Source organism: Gardnerella sp. DNF00257 (assembly GCF_049262745.1).
Lineage (GTDB): Bacteria > Actinomycetota > Actinomycetes > Actinomycetales > Bifidobacteriaceae > Bifidobacterium > Bifidobacterium piotii.
Genome location: NZ_CP058403.1, coordinates 1,490,026 through 1,506,787, shown reverse-complemented (window position 1 = coordinate 1,506,787; position 16,762 = coordinate 1,490,026). Strand labels below are relative to the sequence as shown.

13 protein-coding genes are annotated in these 16,762 nt (G+C 41.9%); 8 read left to right on the top strand and 5 right to left on the bottom strand.

The annotated features are described in order from the left end of the window. Positions 1 to 177: 177 nt before the first annotated feature. Entirely contained in the window at positions 178 to 2,934 is a 2,757-nt protein-coding gene (locus HXT23_RS06020; protein WP_004132403.1) for a phosphoenolpyruvate carboxylase, read from the bottom strand. A 194-nt stretch (positions 2,935 to 3,128) separates the two neighbouring features. On the opposite strand from HXT23_RS06020, the gene HXT23_RS06015 reads away from it, so the two are divergent. Next, on the top strand, positions 3,129 to 4,934 hold the full coding sequence (locus HXT23_RS06015) for a threonine/serine ThrE exporter family protein (protein ID WP_016801873.1): 1,806 nt from the start codon (positions 3,129 to 3,131) through the stop codon (positions 4,932 to 4,934). A gap of 115 nt (positions 4,935 to 5,049) precedes the next feature. Here HXT23_RS06015 and trpS read toward each other — a convergent pair whose 3' ends face one another. Beyond that, positions 5,050 to 6,141 carry a tryptophan--tRNA ligase gene (trpS, locus tag HXT23_RS06010; protein ID WP_016801872.1) on the bottom strand — a complete coding sequence of 364 codons (1,092 nt, stop codon included), beginning with the start codon at positions 6,139 to 6,141 and terminating at the stop codon, positions 5,050 to 5,052. Positions 6,142 to 6,296: 155 nt separating this feature from the next. Here trpS and HXT23_RS06005 point away from each other — a divergent pair, with 155 nt between their 5' ends. Next, positions 6,297 to 6,725, top strand: a complete 429-nt coding sequence (locus HXT23_RS06005; RefSeq protein WP_016801871.1) for a DUF3073 domain-containing protein — start codon at positions 6,297 to 6,299, stop codon at positions 6,723 to 6,725. 89 nt (positions 6,726 to 6,814) lie between these two features. Here the strand turns inward: HXT23_RS06005 and HXT23_RS06000 are convergent, their stop codons facing one another. Further along, positions 6,815 to 7,279 (bottom strand): sterol carrier family protein, encoded by a 465-nt coding sequence (locus HXT23_RS06000; RefSeq protein WP_016801870.1) that lies wholly within the window; start codon positions 7,277 to 7,279, stop codon positions 6,815 to 6,817. A gap of 243 nt (positions 7,280 to 7,522) precedes the next feature. Here HXT23_RS06000 and HXT23_RS05995 point away from each other — a divergent pair, with 243 nt between their 5' ends. Beyond that, complete coding sequence (locus HXT23_RS05995) at positions 7,523 to 10,006, top strand: glycogen/starch/alpha-glucan phosphorylase (RefSeq protein WP_016801869.1); 2,484 nt, start codon at positions 7,523 to 7,525, stop codon at positions 10,004 to 10,006. A 195-nt stretch (positions 10,007 to 10,201) separates the two neighbouring features. Further along, complete coding sequence (locus tag HXT23_RS05990) at positions 10,202 to 11,293, top strand: hypothetical protein (protein WP_016635524.1); 1,092 nt, start codon at positions 10,202 to 10,204, stop codon at positions 11,291 to 11,293. A 91-nt stretch (positions 11,294 to 11,384) separates the two neighbouring features. On the opposite strand, the gene HXT23_RS05985 is transcribed toward HXT23_RS05990, so the two are convergent. After that, positions 11,385 to 11,594, bottom strand: coding sequence for a hypothetical protein (locus tag HXT23_RS05985; RefSeq protein WP_032812865.1), 210 nt, complete (start codon positions 11,592 to 11,594; stop codon positions 11,385 to 11,387). Positions 11,595 to 11,812: 218 nt separating this feature from the next. On the opposite strand from HXT23_RS05985, the gene HXT23_RS05980 reads away from it, so the two are divergent. Beyond that, entirely contained in the window at positions 11,813 to 12,514 is a 702-nt protein-coding gene (locus tag HXT23_RS05980; protein WP_016635522.1) for a rhomboid family intramembrane serine protease, read from the top strand. Between the two features lie 214 nt (positions 12,515 to 12,728). Further along, a complete protein-coding gene (locus tag HXT23_RS05975) occupies positions 12,729 to 14,051 on the top strand; it encodes a THUMP-like domain-containing protein (protein ID WP_016635521.1) in 1,323 nt (440 codons plus the stop codon). Positions 14,052 to 14,156: 105 nt separating this feature from the next. Here HXT23_RS05975 and crgA read toward each other — a convergent pair whose 3' ends face one another. Then, positions 14,157 to 14,558 carry a cell division protein CrgA gene (crgA, locus tag HXT23_RS05970; protein ID WP_016635520.1) on the bottom strand — a complete coding sequence of 134 codons (402 nt, stop codon included), beginning with the start codon at positions 14,556 to 14,558 and terminating at the stop codon, positions 14,157 to 14,159. Positions 14,559 to 14,634: 76 nt separating this feature from the next. Between crgA and HXT23_RS05965 the strand changes: the two genes are divergently transcribed. Both HXT23_RS05965 and HXT23_RS05960 read left to right on the top strand, forming a co-directional pair. Continuing rightward, positions 14,635 to 15,426 carry a DUF881 domain-containing protein gene (locus tag HXT23_RS05965; RefSeq protein WP_422113092.1) on the top strand — a complete coding sequence of 264 codons (792 nt, stop codon included), beginning with the start codon at positions 14,635 to 14,637 and terminating at the stop codon, positions 15,424 to 15,426. Between the two features lie 9 nt (positions 15,427 to 15,435). Further along, positions 15,436 to 16,551 (top strand): class E sortase, encoded by a 1,116-nt coding sequence (locus HXT23_RS05960; protein ID WP_016635518.1) that lies wholly within the window; start codon positions 15,436 to 15,438, stop codon positions 16,549 to 16,551. Positions 16,552 to 16,762: the final 211 nt, after the last annotated feature.

Genomic DNA, 16,762 nt, shown 5'->3' with positions numbered 1-16,762 from the left:
ACACTGGCATTGGCAATATTTTCAGTTGCTTAAAGTGTAAAATTTTTGACTTAGAATATATTGTATCTTTCGTAGTAAATAAGAATTTTGTTTAAGAATATAAGCCTATTATCAAAAAAGCTCCCGTATTGCAATTTGCAAATACGAGAGCCTTCTTGATTCAGTAATTTATTAAAATCATCCAGTGTTTTGCAAGCCTGCAGCAACACCAGAAACTGTGCAAAGAATCAAGTAAATAAACTCTGCTTGCTGGCTTTCGCTAAGCTCTTCTTTATCTACCTTGTTGCGCAGCTTATGCAATGCAAGTGACTGAATTACAGAAAGCGCATCCACGTAAGGCGAGCGCACGCGAATCGCCTGGCCAAGCACATGGCGATGTTGCAACGGCCATTTATCTCCAACAATTTGCAAAACCCACTTGCGAGTAAGTTGCATCTCGGAAAGCACTTTATTACTCAAATCTTCGCGATCTCCAAGGCTTAGATACATGCGAGCAATTCGCTCATCCGTTTTAGCCAAAGACATCTCAATGTTGTCAATAAAAGTGCTGAAAAGTGGCCACTCTTCGTATGCTTTGCGCAAAGTTTGCAAGTCGCCAAACTTTTCGCAAGCTGTACCCAAGCCGTACCACGCTGCCAAGTTGATTCGAGCTTGCGCCCAAGAGAACACCCACGGGATTGTGCGCAAATCGTCCAAAGACTTTGCACCAAGACCACGCTTTGCAGGGCGAGAACCAATTGGGAGCAAACCAATCTCACTAAGCGGAGTAACAGTTGAGAACCACGGTGTAAAGTCATCTGTTTGAAGCAAATCAATAAAACGATTATGCGCTGCAACATCAAGCTTTTGAGCCATATCCGCATACTTGTGCGTCATCTCTGTGTTTGTTTTCTCAACGCTTGGAGCCGACTGAAGCAAAGTTGCTGCAGCCACGGATTCCAAGTGGCGAATCGCCAAAATTGGGTTACCATAGCGAGCAAAAATAACCTCGCCTTGCTCAGTAAGCTTAAATCGGCAATTTACCGACCCAACTGGCTGAGCCAAAACAGCACGGTTTGCAGGGCCTCCGCCTCGTCCAACAGCACCTCCGCGGCCATGGAACAGCGTTAGGTCAATATCGTGCTTTTTAGCCCATTGAGCAATGCGCTCTTGAGCAGAATGCAAAGCAAGCGTTGCAGAGGTAGGGCCAGCGTCTTTGGAAGAGTCGGAGTAGCCGAGCATAACTTCCATCTTTCGGCCAGTGGCCTTTAAGCGAGCCTGAACTTCTGGAATCTTAATGATTTCTTCCAGAACATTAACCGAATTTTGCAAGTCTTCAAGCTGCTCAAAAAGCGGGATTACGTCGATTGTTGGCGCATCTTGAGGGTGCGCAAACGCAAGGCGATTAAGCTCAAACACATCGCGCACATGCTGAGCAGACTTTGCAAACGAAATAATGTAGCGGCGAGCTGCACGCATACCGTTGCGCTTTTGAATTGCTCCAAGCGCGCGGAATGTGTCTAGAACTTCGCGAGTCATTGGCTGAAGCGGTCCGCGCTCCCCATGCAAACCGTGTTCGCGAATATCTTCCAAAGCGCGAGAATGCACGAGCGAATGCTGACGGAACTCCATTTCCACCATGTGGAATCCAAAGGTTTGCGCTTGCCAAATAAGATCTTGCAACGGACCATAAGCCGCGCGCGAATCGCCAGCAGCCGCAAGAGACCTTTGCACAATGTGCAAGTCTTCAATAAAATCTTCGCAAGAATGATACATTATGTCTGTATCTCGGCTAATTGTTCTATGCAAACGATCTGCCATAACAAGCATAACGGCTCTATGTGGCTCGCTGTTGGAAACGTCGGATGCGCTTTCCGTTAGCTGCTCGCTCATTTCTCGCTGGCGATTCCAAAGCTCCAAAAGCTCAACACTTGGGGGAGTTGTGCGCGTTTCCATTGTTAAGCATTTTCCAACTTCACGCGTGCGCGCTTCTAGAGCAGCAAGAACGTGGTCACTAAACTTTCTAGCAACTTGCCTGCTAACTTTTGCTGTAACGTTTGGATTTCCGTCTCTATCGGAGCCAATCCAGCTTCCTGGATGGAAGAACGCTGGGCAACGCGGTGGCACTAAGCCAGCCTTCTTACCTAGCAACCAATCGTCAAATCTGCGATAAACCAGCGGAATCGTGTTGAACAAAGTGGCGTCAAAAATATCTAGAATCGTGTCCGCTTCTTCAACAGGAGTTGGCTTTTTAAGTGCGATTGGAGATGTACGCAACAATGCGTCAATCTCGTTGTATAGCTTACGATAATTCTCGCGCTTATCCGATCCACCTAAAGTATTGTGCTTACTTAAAAGCTGCGATATTCTGCGGATTTTACCTGCTACAGCCTTGCGCCTAGCTTCTGTTGGGTGCGCAGTAAAAACTGGGTGGAACTCAAGCTTTGCAAGCAATTCCTTAGCTTGCGCAGGGCTCATTTCCGTAAGCAACTTATGATATGCGCAAGTTAGCTCGTTTACTGGGTCCACTGGATTGGAGTCCTCAACGTCGCACTCGCGTTGATGAAGCACAGAAACCCTGTAGTTTTCTTCACAAAGGTTTGCAAGATGGAAGTATGTAGCAAACGCGCGCGCAAGCAACTGCATATCTGGCAAATCCATGCCGTTGATTTTTTCTACAGCCTTGCTTAATCCGTCGTTTTCTGTTTCTTGAGCATCAAGCATTTGATTAAAGTGTGCAGCACTTGCATCTACAGCATTTAAGCGCACTTCGTCAAATACGGTTAATAATTTTTCATCAAATTCGCCCAAAACATCGCGCAGAATATGCAAGCACAAATCCATGTCTTGCTTAAGCGATGCTGGAAGTTCACGCTCCTCGGGGCCTTTTCGCCCTAAACCAGACGTTACAATCGTTGCGTCTGCTGGAGTTACCTGTTGATTTTGAGTTGTCATCAGACCTCCTTGTGCTAGTCATAAGGTTGCTTGGTCGTTTGACTTCCGCGGCTCCTCCGCGGTTATTTAGGTCAAAAGTTGCAAGCCCACAGCCTTTGTTTCCAGCGAGATTCCAAAATAATTGTGAACCGACCTTAGGACTGATTTTTTGTATAAATTTTTTATAGGCAATGCAATGCGTATACTAAAAAATTGTGAGCATAGAAGAGAATAACGCGGATAGCAGCGACAGTAATAGCGTCAATAATAACGGCAGCAACAGCGACAGCAATAAGCCGCAAATACTTTCGACTGGTCATATTGTTGGAAAGCCTTCTGGGCGCTTTCAGACGCACGCGATTCCGCTAGATATGGAAGATGTTGAGCGCGATTGGGATAAACCAGTTACGCAAGCTGGAATTGCAGCAAAATCCAGCATTATTATTCGAGTTGGCGCTTTAGGTTTAGGCGCTGGAACTGGAAGCTACCGCGTTCGCGAGCTTATGCACCGCGTTGGCGAACCGATGGGTGTAAATGTTCGTGCAGACGTTAATTTAACCGATATTGAAGCTACTTGCACAGATAAGCATGAGCGAATTACAGAAGTTGTTGATCTTCCTACTACTGGCGTAAACACAGAGAGAATTTGGCTGCTCGAACATTTTGCAGATTGGTTTAACGTTAAGCTTGGAAACGATTCCTTATATCATTCAAAAGCCACTGTTTCCAAGGAATTAGTAGACACTCTTCAAGCTAGCAGTAACGAGAACGCGATTGTTCAAACAGCTAAGCAGTCGGAGGAGCACGCTGCAAAAGTCGAAGAAAAAATGGCAATTCAAGAGGCGATTCGTAAAGAAAAACCTCGCGGAATTTTTGCGCTTCAGCCAGAAAAAACGTATGCTGAGCATTTTTCTCACGTTCAAAATGTCAAGAATGTTAAAAATACTCAAAATAGCCAAAATAATTTGAATTCAGATCTTAAAAACAATTCCACTACTTCATCTAACGCAAATCCTGCTGGCGATTTTTCCGCGCCGCTTACGGTTCGTCAAGTTCACGACCGCTTAGACTTAATCAAAAACCGCAAGCCTCTTTATAAACCGTGGTTTGCAGGCCTTGCCTCTGCAGTAGCATGCGCATCCTTCGCATTTTTGCTCGGCGGCGGCGCTTACGACATGCTTGGTGCTTTTATTGGCGCTGGAATCGGCCACTACGTTAGAAGACGCATGTTTATGCATCATCTAAACCAATTTGTTGTAACGTTTATTGCTGTTGCTGTTGGTGCTTTAAGTTGCATAGCTTCTTTGCGCATTATTGGCTGCTTTGACCCTTCTGCTTTGCATCACAATACGGCTTATATTGGCTCTGTTTTGTTTGTAATTCCAGGCTTCCCACTTATTACAGGAGGCTTAGATATTGCTAAGATTGATTTTCCTTCTGGCATTCAGCGACTTTGCTACACAATGGCGATTATTTTAATGGGCACTCTTGCTGGCTGGATGGTTGCAAGCCTTGTTCAGCTAGACCCTCAAGGTTTTACTCCGCTTGGCTTAAATCCTTGGCTTAATGCTGTTCTTAGAATGATTACAGCGTTTGCAGGCGTGTGGGGATTCTCCGTTCTGTTTAATTCGCCTCAACGAATGTGTTTTGTTGCTGGAATAATCGGCGCAATTACCGATACTTTGCGCTTAACAATGGCTGATTTTGGTATTGCTGCAGAAATCGCAGCATTTACTGGCGCTTTGCTTGCTGGCCTTTTGGCTTCCGCTTGGCGTGCAATTGTGCATAGGGGTTGGGCGCCTCAATACTTGGGTTATCCGCGTATTAGTCTTACAGTTCCATCTATTGTGATTATGGTTCCTGGACTTTATATGTATCGCGCAATGTTTTATCTTGGGCAGTTTAATACTCTTCCTGCTTTAGACTGGACTTTCCGCGCGTTTATGGTGATTATTTGCTTGCCATTAGGGCTTGCAGTTGCGCGCGTTATAACAGATAAAAGCTGGCGATACGACATTTAGTCATAAGCTAATAAACATAAAACGCCCAGCTACTACTGGGCGTTTTATTTATGCGCGTTCTATTTGCATACAATCAAAATATGCAATCAAGAAAGCTTTATCAATCAAGAATTAATCAATACTTCATATTCATTGCTTCTCGCACTTGATCAAGCGTCTCTTGCGCAATCGCAGCAGCTCGCGCATTTCCATCGTGCAAAATATCGCGAATCGTATCCATATCTTTGGCCAATTCCGCTCTACGCTGGCGGTGTGGAGCAAGGAAGTTGTTTACAGATTCAATAACGTACGCTTTTAGTGCTCCTGCGCCCGCGTTGCCGATTTCTTGCGCAATATCTTTTGGATCCCTGCCTGTAACCAAACCAGCAGTAGTCAAAAGCGCAGAAACTTGCGGACGAGCCACTGGATCAAAAGTAATTGTGCGCTCAGAATCAGTTGGACTCTTCTTAATCAACTTTGCTGTTTCTTCGGCAGTTGCGCCAAGCATAATCGAGTTTCCGTAAGACTTGCTCATCTTGCGGCCGTCTAATCCTGGGATTTCTGGCGTATCCGAAAGAATCGCAGCTGGCTCTGGAAAAACAGGATTCTTCTTTGCGTATCTCTCGTTAAATCTGCGAGCAATCGTGCGCGTAATCTCAATATGCGGCAAATTATCTTTGCCAATTGGCACAACATTTGCTTTGCAAAACAGAATATCGCAAGCTTGATGCACCGGGTACGTAAGCAAAAGTCCTGTTAAAGCATGACCAGAAGCTTCCATTTCGGCTTTAACAGTAGGATTTCTATGCAATTCAGCTTCTGTAACTAAAGACAAGAATGGCAGCATAAGCTGGTTTTCTGCAGGCACAGCGGAGTGCGTAAAAATCATGGTTTTCTTAGGGTCAATTCCAGCAGCCATGTAGTCAAGAACAAGGTTTAGCACGTTATCTTCTACATGCTCAACAGTGTCTCTATCTGTAATCACCTGGTAGTCTGCAATAATCACGTTTGTGTTTACGCCAAGATTTTGCATTGCGACACGCTCGCGAATCGAACCAAAGTAATGACCTAAGTGAAGTCTTCCTGTTGGCCTATCTCCCGTAAGCATTGTAAAGGAGCTAGGATTTGCTTTTAGCTTCTCAAGCGTTGCGTCTGAACGTTTTTGAGCTGCCACAAAGCTTGCGCTTATCTCGTTTCCAGCAGCTGTAACCTGTGCTTCTTCTGCCATTTCTAACTCCTTACACACGCAATTTTTCTTGCGATTTTTACGCCTAAAATATGGCTTTTATGGTAAAAGTTCACTCAGACAATATACTCTGTTGCGGCAAAGTGGTACGCTCTTGTGTGATGAATTGATTGTTTCGGTAAATATGAGGGGGTCAGATGGGCCGCGGACGACAGAAGGCAAAGCAACAGAAAATTGCCCGTAAGCTCAAATACCTGACGACCGATACGGATTACGACGAGCTTGCTAAAGAGCTTAATACTCACGAGCCTGGTCAAGGATCCTTCGATCCGTTTGAATCTGATAGCTACAATAACACCGAGGATTATCTAGATAATCAAGATGATTCCGAAAGCTTATCTGTAGAGGATGATTCTAAAGACACCAACACTAATGCTGGTAATGATAGTGTTGGTAGCTTGCATGATTCCGTTTCGAGTGGAGATGACGATTTAGACGACTACGCCGAGTGGGCTGCTCAGTCTGCCGCTCAGGCCGCTACTAAAGACAAGTCGTCTAGCAATTCTGGCGTTGTTCATCATCACATTCCTATGCCTATGCCTAGTTTTATGCATAAGAACAAGTAATTTTTGCACAAGAATTTGCACAAGAATTTGCACAAGAACGCTTAATTCTATATGTAGATAAGCATGTAGGCAAATACCCTTAGTTAGCATTAATTGTTAAGAAGAGCTTTTGTAAGTTCGGGCAGCAAATTGCTTAAATCGTCTCTCTCTCCAACTGCGCTTATATTCCCAATTTGCTGCTCGTAATCCCATTTTGTTATTGCGCAAGAAAGTCGCAACCAAACATCTGGGTCAAGTTCTATAACATCTGGCGGTGTTAAATTGTGCGGATCCGAATGTGGGCCTTCTAAGATTTTTACAGCTCCCCAAGGTGCCACTCTTACCTCTACAGCGCATCCTGGAGCTATATGCTCTAGAACGTAAAGCGAATATCTAACAGCCATTGCTTCATCGTTTACACTAACGCCTATTTCGCTTGTGTTTATGCAGCACAAATCTTTTTTATTGTTCGTAGAATCTATTTTCATAGAATTTATATAAGATTTTGCACTATTTGCCCACGTTTCAAACGATTTTTTAGCGCCACTTATATCCGCTTCTCGTATAACAGCCATATTTGAATTATCTCACGAATTGTCTAAGTATTATTTGCGATTTTAATGTTGTTTTATAAAAGTCATATTGTAAATAATTATTAATAAGGGTTTGGGGTTGTGATATCATCAACAATGAAAACGTGTGCATTGCCGCGTACCGTCTTGTTAAGTGCAATTTGGCGCGGCTACAACCAGCATAATCAAGGGTTGCTATTCGCACATTTTAGGTAAATATATTATTCACGGCACAAGGAGTCAAATATGACTAAACACGTCGCGCCTAAAGCCAAGACTACTGCGGCGGCATTTGCCAAAGAACTTCAAGAAAATCTGAAGTACACCCAGGGTGTCACCCCAGAACAGGCCACTACGGCTGATGTGTATGTTGCCGCTGCTACCGCAGTTCGTCGCCACTTGATGGACTCTTGGATGCAGACACAGCATGACATGATTAACGGAAACACAAAGGCTGTTGGCTATTTAAGCGCAGAGTTCTTAATGGGCAAGCAGCTTGAAAACGCTTTGCTTAACGCTGGCCTTACCGATCAGTTCAACAAGGCTGTTACAAAGCTTGGTTTTGAGCCAAAAGATGTTATCGATGCTGAGTATGAGCCAGGTTTAGGTAACGGCGGTTTGGGTCGTCTCGCAGCCTGCTTTATTGACTCGCTCGCCTCTATCGGCGTTCCAGCATTCGGCTACGGCATCCAATATCGTTACGGCATTTTTAAGCAGCGCTTCGACGAGCAGGGCAAGCAGGTAGAAACCCCTGATTACTGGCTTAGCAACGAAGAGCCATGGGGTCACGTTGACTACGGCAGAGATCAGCGCGTTAACTTTGGTGGCAAGGTTGTTGAAGAAAATGGCAAGCGCGTGTGGAAGCCAGATTGGGCTGTTCGAGCAGTACCAGTTGACTACATGGTTCCAGGCTACAATTCTGGTCGCGTAAACACTCTTCGCTTGTGGACTTCTAAGTCTTACGACGAATTTGATTTGCTCACCTTCAACAAGTCTGAGTACTTGGATGCTGTTAAGCCACAGGTTGAAGCAGAAAACATTTCTAAGATTCTTTATCCAGAAGATTCCACTCCACAGGGCAAGGCTTTGCGTCTTGAGCAGCAATACTTCTTCGTAGCTGCTTCTATTCACGACGCTATTCGCGTGTTCTATCCTGGTCAAGATAAGCCAGATCTTACAACCTTCCCAAGCAAGATCAACTTCCAGTTGAACGATACTCACCCAGTTATTGGTATTCCAGAGCTTATGCGCGTTCTTATGGACGAGTACGGCTACGATTGGAACACCGCTTGGGGCATTACCACCAAGACCTTCAATTACACTTGCCACACGCTTCTTCCAGAAGCTTTGGAAGTTTGGCCAGCCAAGCTTATTGGCGAACTTTTGCCACGCCACCTTGAGATTATTCAAGGCATTAGCGAGCAGTTCCGCAACGAGCTTCGCAGCAAGGGCGTTTCCGAAGATCAAGTTGAGCGTATGCGCATCGCTACCGACGCCGACGAAAATGGCGAAGGTGCTGTAGTTCGCATGGCTTACTTGGCTACCTACGGCGGCTCTTACGTTAATGGCGTTGCTGAGCTTCACTCTGAGTTGTTGAAGGATGTTACATTAAAGGACTTCTCCAGCGTTTACCCAGATAAGTTCAAGAATGTTACTAACGGCGTAACTCCTCGTCGCTTTGTGCGTTTGAGCAACCCACGCATGTCTGCTCTTATTACTGAGGGCTTGGGCACCGACGCATGGCAGGGTGATTTGGAGCTTCTTGAAGGTTTGAAGCCATTGGCTGACGATCCATCCTTCGTGAAGAAGTTCGCTAAAGTCAAGCAGGAGAACAAGCTTGCCTTTGTTGATTTTGCAAAGCACAAGTATGGCTTTGAAATCAACCCAGACACTATGTTTAACACCATTGTTAAGCGTTTGCACGAGTACAAGCGCCAGTCCATGAAGATCCTCCAGGTTATCTCCACATACGCTGGAATCAAGAATGGCACAATCGACGTAGACAAGATGCTTCCACGCACCGTGTTCTTCGGCGCTAAGTCCGCTCCAGGCTATGCTATGGCAAAGCTTACGATTCAGCTCATCAACAATGTTGCTCGCGTTGTGAACAACGATCCAGCATGCAAGGGCAAGCTTGCAGTGTTCTTCCCAGAGAACTACAACATTGAACTTGCTATGAACTTGATTCCTGCAACCGATTTGGATGAGCAGATTTCTCAAGCTGGTAAGGAAGCTTCTGGCACTGGTAACATGAAGTTCGCTTTGAACGGTGCTTTGACTGTTGGTACTCTCGACGGTGCAAACGTTGAGATTCGTGAACGCGTTGGCGCTGAGAACTTCTTCCTCTTCGGCATGACTGTTGACGAGGTTGAGAAGCTCTACGCTGAAGGCTACGATCACGGCGGCTCCCGCAAGTACTACGAGTCTGATCCTCGCTTGAAGACCGCTGTAGACATGGTTGCTGACGGCACCTTCTCCAACGGCGACAAGAGCGTGTATGAGCCACTTGTCAACGATTGGCTTACTCACGATTACTTCATGGCAATGGCTGACTTTAGCTCTTACATGGATATTCAAGCTCAAATTGAGGAAACTTACCGCGATCCTATGAAGTGGGCACGCATGGCTGTGTTGAACGTAGCCAACTCTGGTTACTTCTCTTCCGATCGCTCTATCGAAGATTACCTCGATCGCATTTGGCACACTGGCGCTCTTCCAACTGCTGAATAAGCAAAAGGCGCTAATTGTAGTAGCTATTAGATAAAGAAAAGAGCAGTGGAAACATTTTCCGCTGCTCTTTTTATATGTTTTATGCGTTTTATGCGTTCTTCAATCTTTTATAAAATGTGTTACTTGTAATCTTAAAGTCATACAATATAACGCGGTAAATATACATTTTAATTAATCTAAGATTAAGGAAAAAATATGTCTGTAGAAGAAAATATGCAGCATAGTTTGCTCCCAGAAGGTGCCGAATTATTAAACGGATTATATTCTGTAAGGGATTATATACAAAAGTTTAATGAAAAACTTAGTCTGTTTATGCAAGCAGAAAAAGAAAAACGACAATTACTATCTGAACAGCAACTTATTCTTAAAAACCTTATCAAAACAGACAGCACTAAAGAAAAATCTGATTATGGTCTTTTTATGGCTGGTATAGCCTTTAGCATCGTATTCGGAGTTATTACTGCACTAAGTGGCAATATTAACGGACTTATTTTTTGCGTAGTTATAACAGCCGTGTTTGCCGTTGGAAAAGCAAAGAACAGCAAAGCAATGTTAACTACAGGAAGAGTCTTACTGGTTCTGCTTATATTAGCTTGGCTTAGTGGATTGTGGAATGCTTATACTTTTTCGGTTAAATACAACAATGTTGAGTCGTTTGTATTTTATGCTGCTATTAATGTTATTGCATTCGTTGTTGCGGCTATTGTGGCTGCGATTATTGTTAAAAAATATAATAAAAAAATTAATCGCGATAACAATAAAGAAGAAAAACGTGTTTCTGAATTAAATTCACAAATTAAAGAGAAGAATGATCAGATTGTTCAACACAATAACATGGTTGACGAGCGTCGTAATGCACTATACAAAGAAATGAATGACATTAAAGAGCGTATGCTTGCAGAAACTTCTTCGTGGTATCCAAATGATTACTATGTTTTAGATTCTGTTGAATATTTTATTTCTCTAGTTAAGAATCACGAAGCAGATACAATCAAAGAAATGATTACTGCATACAAGCGAGATCAATATCATAACCAAGTTCTTAATAATCAAATGGATATGAGACAAAAGCTAAATGCTATGGTCGATAATCAGAATACAATGCTTGAGAATCAAGAAGAGATGATTAAGCTACAGAAGATTTCTAACATTCTTCAAACTATGACATGCGTTAATAGCTTTATTATTGCAGACAATACAAGCGCAATTGCTAATAACACTAGAGAGATTGCAGACAATACAAGAGGAATCGAACAGAACACTCGTCCTCGTTCTTCTTGGTTCTAAAAAATATTTAGATAAAACACAAAATAAAACACGAGTGGCGGCAGGTTCTCAAAGAAATCTACCGCCACTCGTTTTTATAAACAGTTAAGCTTTAAGCTTCTACTGGCTGACTAGCTTCTTCGTCTTTATCTTCTTTTTCTGCGCCTATGTTAATTGGCGAAGAGCTGTTCTCCCATGGCTGCTCCCATGGATCGTAATCAGGATTATGCTGCTTGTAAACATACAATGCTGCAATACCTGCGAGCAGTGCTCCAAAGAGCAGTGCAAAGAACTTCCAACCGCCAGAGGACCTGTTCTCCATGATGGCTCCTTTCGTTAAGCTGACCTGCTCGTCCAAGTCAACGTTTGTATCGAGTTTACTCGTGTATTCACTATAATAGTGATTTTTTTTAACACTTGCATCTTTTTATTATATTTTTATGCACAAAACAGCATAAATCTTACGAAACATTTTTAATGACCATTATGGTCGCTACTTATGTATGCAAATTTGTGTATGCAATTAGATAATGTTATTTTATGAACAATTTTGACATAAACACTATTGTTAAGCGCTTTAAAACTAATTGCAAAACCGCAACGTATTCAATTATCTACATTTGCGTGTTTGTGTGGATTATTGAGATGATTCTTCACACTTTTTTGCCAAGCGCATATCAACTATTTGTTGAAAATACTGCTTTTGCGCCATTTTTGATTACAAAAGCAAGATGGACTTGGTTTACGTCTATGTTTGTTCACGCGCCAGAACTTACGCACATTCTTTTTAACATGATTTGCTTGTATTCACTTGGCGTAGAACTTGAGAGATTCTTTGGTAAATGGAAGTTCTTTTTCTTATACGCTATTAGTGGGCTTGGTGGATGCGTTGCAACTCTACTTTACTCAAAGCTTACACAAGACTGGGTGATTGCAGCTTATGGGGCTTCGGGAGCGATTATGGGGCTTATTGGCGCTCTTTTGGTTGCGCAATGGCGACTTGGCGAAAGTGTTAATGGCACTTTAATTTGGATTGGCCTAACGCTTGCAATGCCTCTTTTGGTTCCAAATATTGCTTGGCAAGCTCATATTGGTGGGATTGTTACTGGAATAGTTCTGTCTGCTTTACTCGGCACTAATAATCCTCTTCTTAAAAAAGCATCTTTTAATGAGAGATTTGCTGTTTACTCTTTACTAACACTTATTGTTCTTCTGGCAATAAGCGCATTCTGTTTACAATAAATCTCGTTAAATTACACGCGTGTAGTTCTCCACAATTGTGGACATAAATGTGCATAACCTGGGTATAACATGGGTATATCTAAATAAGTTATCCACATTGTTATACACAATCGTTGATAACTCTGCATTTTCAGCCATGTTAACAAGTGTATAAAAGTTATCCACATTTTTGAAAAATTGTGACTTTCTCTAAACCTTAATCAAAAATAGAATTATGCAATCTAACAACACTCACACAAAACAACTACAAGATCAAAATCAGCAAACTATTGATTTTATTCTTCAAAATCAAAATACAAACCCAAAAGAAGCTGCGCTAAAAGCGTCTAGTAACCCAAACGTGAATGTTGCTTTTGCTGTTAATCAAATAAGCGGAATGCAAATTGCAAAAACAAAGTTGCCAATGTGGTACAAAAACGATCAAGTTATATACCCATCACATATTTCTATGGAACAGTGCTCATCGCAAGCAACCGCACAATATAAAGCACGCATAGCAAATCGTCTTATAAAAAACAACAATATTGATAAGTGCAAAACAACCCTAATCGACTTAACTGGCGGATTTGGAGTAGATTGCGCAATTATGAGCCAAGAGTTTTGCAAAGCAATTTGCGTAGAAACTCAAGAAGAACTATCTGCCATAAGCCAACACAATATGACTGCTATGCACTTAAACAATGTTCAATGCGTAAACTCAACAAGCGTAGAAGTTTTAGAAAAAGTAGACTACGCAACGCTTATTTACATTGATCCTGCAAGACGAGATAAAAGCGGATCTAGAACGTACGCGATTAAAGATTGCACACCTAATGTTTTAGAACTAAAACCACGCATGCTGCAAGTAGCAAAATTTGTGATTATTAAACTATCTCCAATGCTTGATTGGAGAAAAGCTGTTTGCGACTTTTGTGGAAACGTTAGTCAAGTACACATTGTTTCGCACAATAATGAGTGCAAAGAGCTGCTTTTAGTATTGGACTCAAACATGCATTCAAATATTGAAGTTTATTGCGCAAACAACGATTCAGTAACCGTTTTTAACGCAAAATACAATCTGGACTTAAATAAAGTAGAAGAAGTGCAAGAGACGCAAAAATCGCAAGAATCACACATAAAAACCGAACAAAACTCAAATGATTCAAATGATTCAATAAGTGATTGGAAAAACTGCGCTAAATATGTTTATGAGCCAAATTCTTCAATTATGAAGTCGGGATTTTTTAAGATTTTAAGCTCTAAATACAACATAGTTCAAATCGCAAGCAACAGCCACGTTTTTATATCTTGCGAATATAAATCAGATTTTCCTGGAAACATTTGGAAAATAGACAATATTTGTAGCTTAAACAAAAAAGAAATCAGTAAAGCTCTTTCTAAAATAAATTACGCAAATATTGCAACATACAATTTTCCGCTGAGCGTAAACGACTTAAAGAAAAGGCTTAAGTTAAAAGACGGTGGAAACACTAGGATTATTGCAACTACCGATTCTAAAAATAATCATGTTCTTATTTGTGCAAGCAAAGCGGAGTAATAAACACACAAAATGCACAAAACACACAAAACACACATATAAAAAATGGCTGCATGCTTATTACATGCAGCCAGAAAATCAAGCTATATACAAGCTATTTATAAACTATCTCCAACACATTGTCATTAAGAATCCAGCCATAACCAAGCACGCTGCAATCAAAAGATTAAACGCTCCAATTCCTGGAATTGGCAAAGCAGGATTCAAGTAATAAATAACAGCCCAGAACAAGCCAACAATCATAAGCGTGCAAAATAGTGGAACAAACCATCCAGCATTAGCTTTAGTGCCCTTAATGGACTCTTCAACTCTGCGAGTATTTTCTTCTTGACGCTTCATCATGCGCTGTATTTGCGGAGACAACGACGATTTATCGACAGTTGCGTTCAAAACAGCTTCAACCTGTTCCATAGGAACACCATACAAGTCTTCTTTAGAAGAGTTTTGAGATTCATCCACATCGGCAGATGAAGTGGTGTTCAATTTATTCAATTCTTCGTCAGCCATAACAGTAACACTCCAATCAATCGGCTACACGCTATAATAATAGTTACACTCGAACGCAAGAAGAAGAATGGGTAATATGGCAAAACAAACAGGTAAACACGGCGCTAGAAAATCGCTGTTAGGAAGCGTTGCCGTTGCCCTAGCAATTTGTTTCACTGGTTACTTATTCGTTACTAATTTGCGCATAAATCGTACTGCATTCGTAACTTCCGATACGGGGCAAATGGTGGAAAGAAATTCTCAAAGAGCAAAATCTTTGAGAGAAGAGGTTAAAGAGTTAGATTCTAAAGTTAATCTTCTAAACAAAACGTTAACAAGCAGCACAAGCGGGTCTGATTCTTCCGACGATACTGGTGCAAGCACAATACTTCCAGCAATACAAGGACCAGGAATTACTGTAACGCTAAACGATTCACCACTTTGGAAAACGGCCGTAAACGGGTCTGGAAGCTCCGCAAACATAAATGACTATGTAATTCACCAACAAGATATAGAAGCCGTTATAAATGCCCTATGGAAAGGCGGAGCGGAGGCTATAACAATTCAGGGTCAAAGAATCTTGTTTAATTCAGCTGTTGTTTGTATTGGAAATGTGCTTATGTTGCAAGGCCATCAGTACTCGCCACCGTATAGAATATCTGCTATTGGCTCAATAGAAGACATGATAGAATCGTTGGATAATTCTCCAGCAATTCAAACATATAAAGACTATGTCAGTACTTTTGGGCTGGGATGGAAAGTGGAAAAAAGGGGGAACCTAAAGTTCTTAGAGTCGTCTGCATTATTGCTGCCTCTAAGGTTTGCATCGGTTCCAAAAGATGCAGATATTATTGACAATATTCCCCAACACCATTCCACCAAACAATAAAGGAGTAAAATGAAGCGTTCTAACTACAAGCACGAACGTAGCGAAGCCAAAGCAACAAAGGCTAGCGCACTTTGGACAATAGCTGGCGTTGTTGGAGAACTTCTTATAGCTTTTGCAGTTGTTTGCGCATTGTACATTGTCTGGCAAATGTGGTGGACGGGCGCTCAATCCGAGCATGTACAGTTTGAAACCAGAGAGGCTGTTTCGTGGAAGAATCCTGCTGCTGGTAAAAAAACCAAGATTGCTCTTCCTCAAGTAGACGATCCTCCTAAATTGCAAAAAGTAAAGTATGGAGAACTTGTTGCTCGAGCATACATTCCTAGGTTTGGCGATCAATGGGAGCGCAATATTGTTGAAGGCGTTAGCCTAGAAATATTAAATAGGCGAGGACTTGCACACTTCCCTAAAACAGAAATGCCAGGAGAAATTGGAAACTTGGCTATTAGTGGTCACCGAAATGGTTACGGTCAGCCTTTAGCAGACGTTGACCGATTCCAAAAGGGCGATCCTATTATTATTCGCACAAAAGATTATTGGTTCGTTTATAAGTACGTTACTCACAAGATTGTTAGACCAGATCAAAGTGAAGTTCTTGATCAAGACCCAATAAATCACAGCAAGAATCCTAAAAAGCGCATGATTACGCTTGTTACTTGTGAGCCAAAATATTCCACTCCTAAGTTCCGCTTTATTAGCTTTGGCGAGTTTGATTATTGGGCTAAGGTTTCCGACGGTATTCCTAAAGAGCTTTCTACAGTAGATGCAAACGGTCAAGTTAAGTTTGTAAACAACGAACAGCAGTCTTTGGTTTCTAAGCTAGATTCACTTGTGCCAATTATGCTTATTGCTATAGTTGCGTACATTATTATCTTCGCTGCAGCAGCTATAGCTTGGCAGTGGCCTCTAAGACGTCAAATTCGAACTGGATTAAAGCCAAAGCCAGAATTTAGCATTTTTGGCGGACTTATGCGCTTGCAGCCTGGTATTTTGCCAATAAGATTAGTTCTTTGTGCACTAATCTACGTAACAGCAGTTGCAATTCTTATGCAATGGATATATCCGTTTGCTTCGGCAACAATTCCATTCTTAAGAGAAATGTCTGCATACACAACAACGATTTATTAAATCGCTACTAATAAGCTAGGAATCTATTAGTTTACAGTTTACTTATCTAATTAGTTTTCTAGCTTATTAGATTACAAGCAGCTTATAAATCATTGGTTTGATAGCTTATTAAAACAGCTTATTAAAACACAAACTATTAATTAATCTTAGTAGCTTACAAGTTAAATAGCTTACAAGTTAAATACAAAACGCCGCCTAGCACCGTTAAAAC

Coding starts and splice junctions, on each gene's coding strand:
- HXT23_RS06020 (WP_004132403.1), bottom strand. CDS start 2,934: ATGACAACTCAAAATCAACAGGTAACTCCAGCAGACGCAACGATTGTA.
- trpS (WP_016801872.1), bottom strand. CDS start 6,141: ATGGCAGAAGAAGCACAGGTTACAGCTGCTGGAAACGAGATAAGCGCA.
- HXT23_RS06005 (WP_016801871.1), top strand. CDS start 6,297: ATGGGCCGCGGACGACAGAAGGCAAAGCAACAGAAAATTGCCCGTAAG.
- HXT23_RS06000 (WP_016801870.1), bottom strand. CDS start 7,279: ATGGCTGTTATACGAGAAGCGGATATAAGTGGCGCTAAAAAATCGTTT.
- HXT23_RS05995 (WP_016801869.1), top strand. CDS start 7,523: ATGACTAAACACGTCGCGCCTAAAGCCAAGACTACTGCGGCGGCATTT.
- HXT23_RS05990 (WP_016635524.1), top strand. CDS start 10,202: ATGTCTGTAGAAGAAAATATGCAGCATAGTTTGCTCCCAGAAGGTGCC.
- HXT23_RS05985 (WP_032812865.1), bottom strand. CDS start 11,594: ATGGAGAACAGGTCCTCTGGCGGTTGGAAGTTCTTTGCACTGCTCTTT.
- HXT23_RS05980 (WP_016635522.1), top strand. CDS start 11,813: ATGAACAATTTTGACATAAACACTATTGTTAAGCGCTTTAAAACTAAT.
- HXT23_RS05975 (WP_016635521.1), top strand. CDS start 12,729: ATGCAATCTAACAACACTCACACAAAACAACTACAAGATCAAAATCAG.
- crgA (WP_016635520.1), bottom strand. CDS start 14,558: ATGGCTGACGAAGAATTGAATAAATTGAACACCACTTCATCTGCCGAT.
- HXT23_RS05965 (WP_422113092.1), top strand. CDS start 14,635: ATGGCAAAACAAACAGGTAAACACGGCGCTAGAAAATCGCTGTTAGGA.
- HXT23_RS05960 (WP_016635518.1), top strand. CDS start 15,436: ATGAAGCGTTCTAACTACAAGCACGAACGTAGCGAAGCCAAAGCAACA.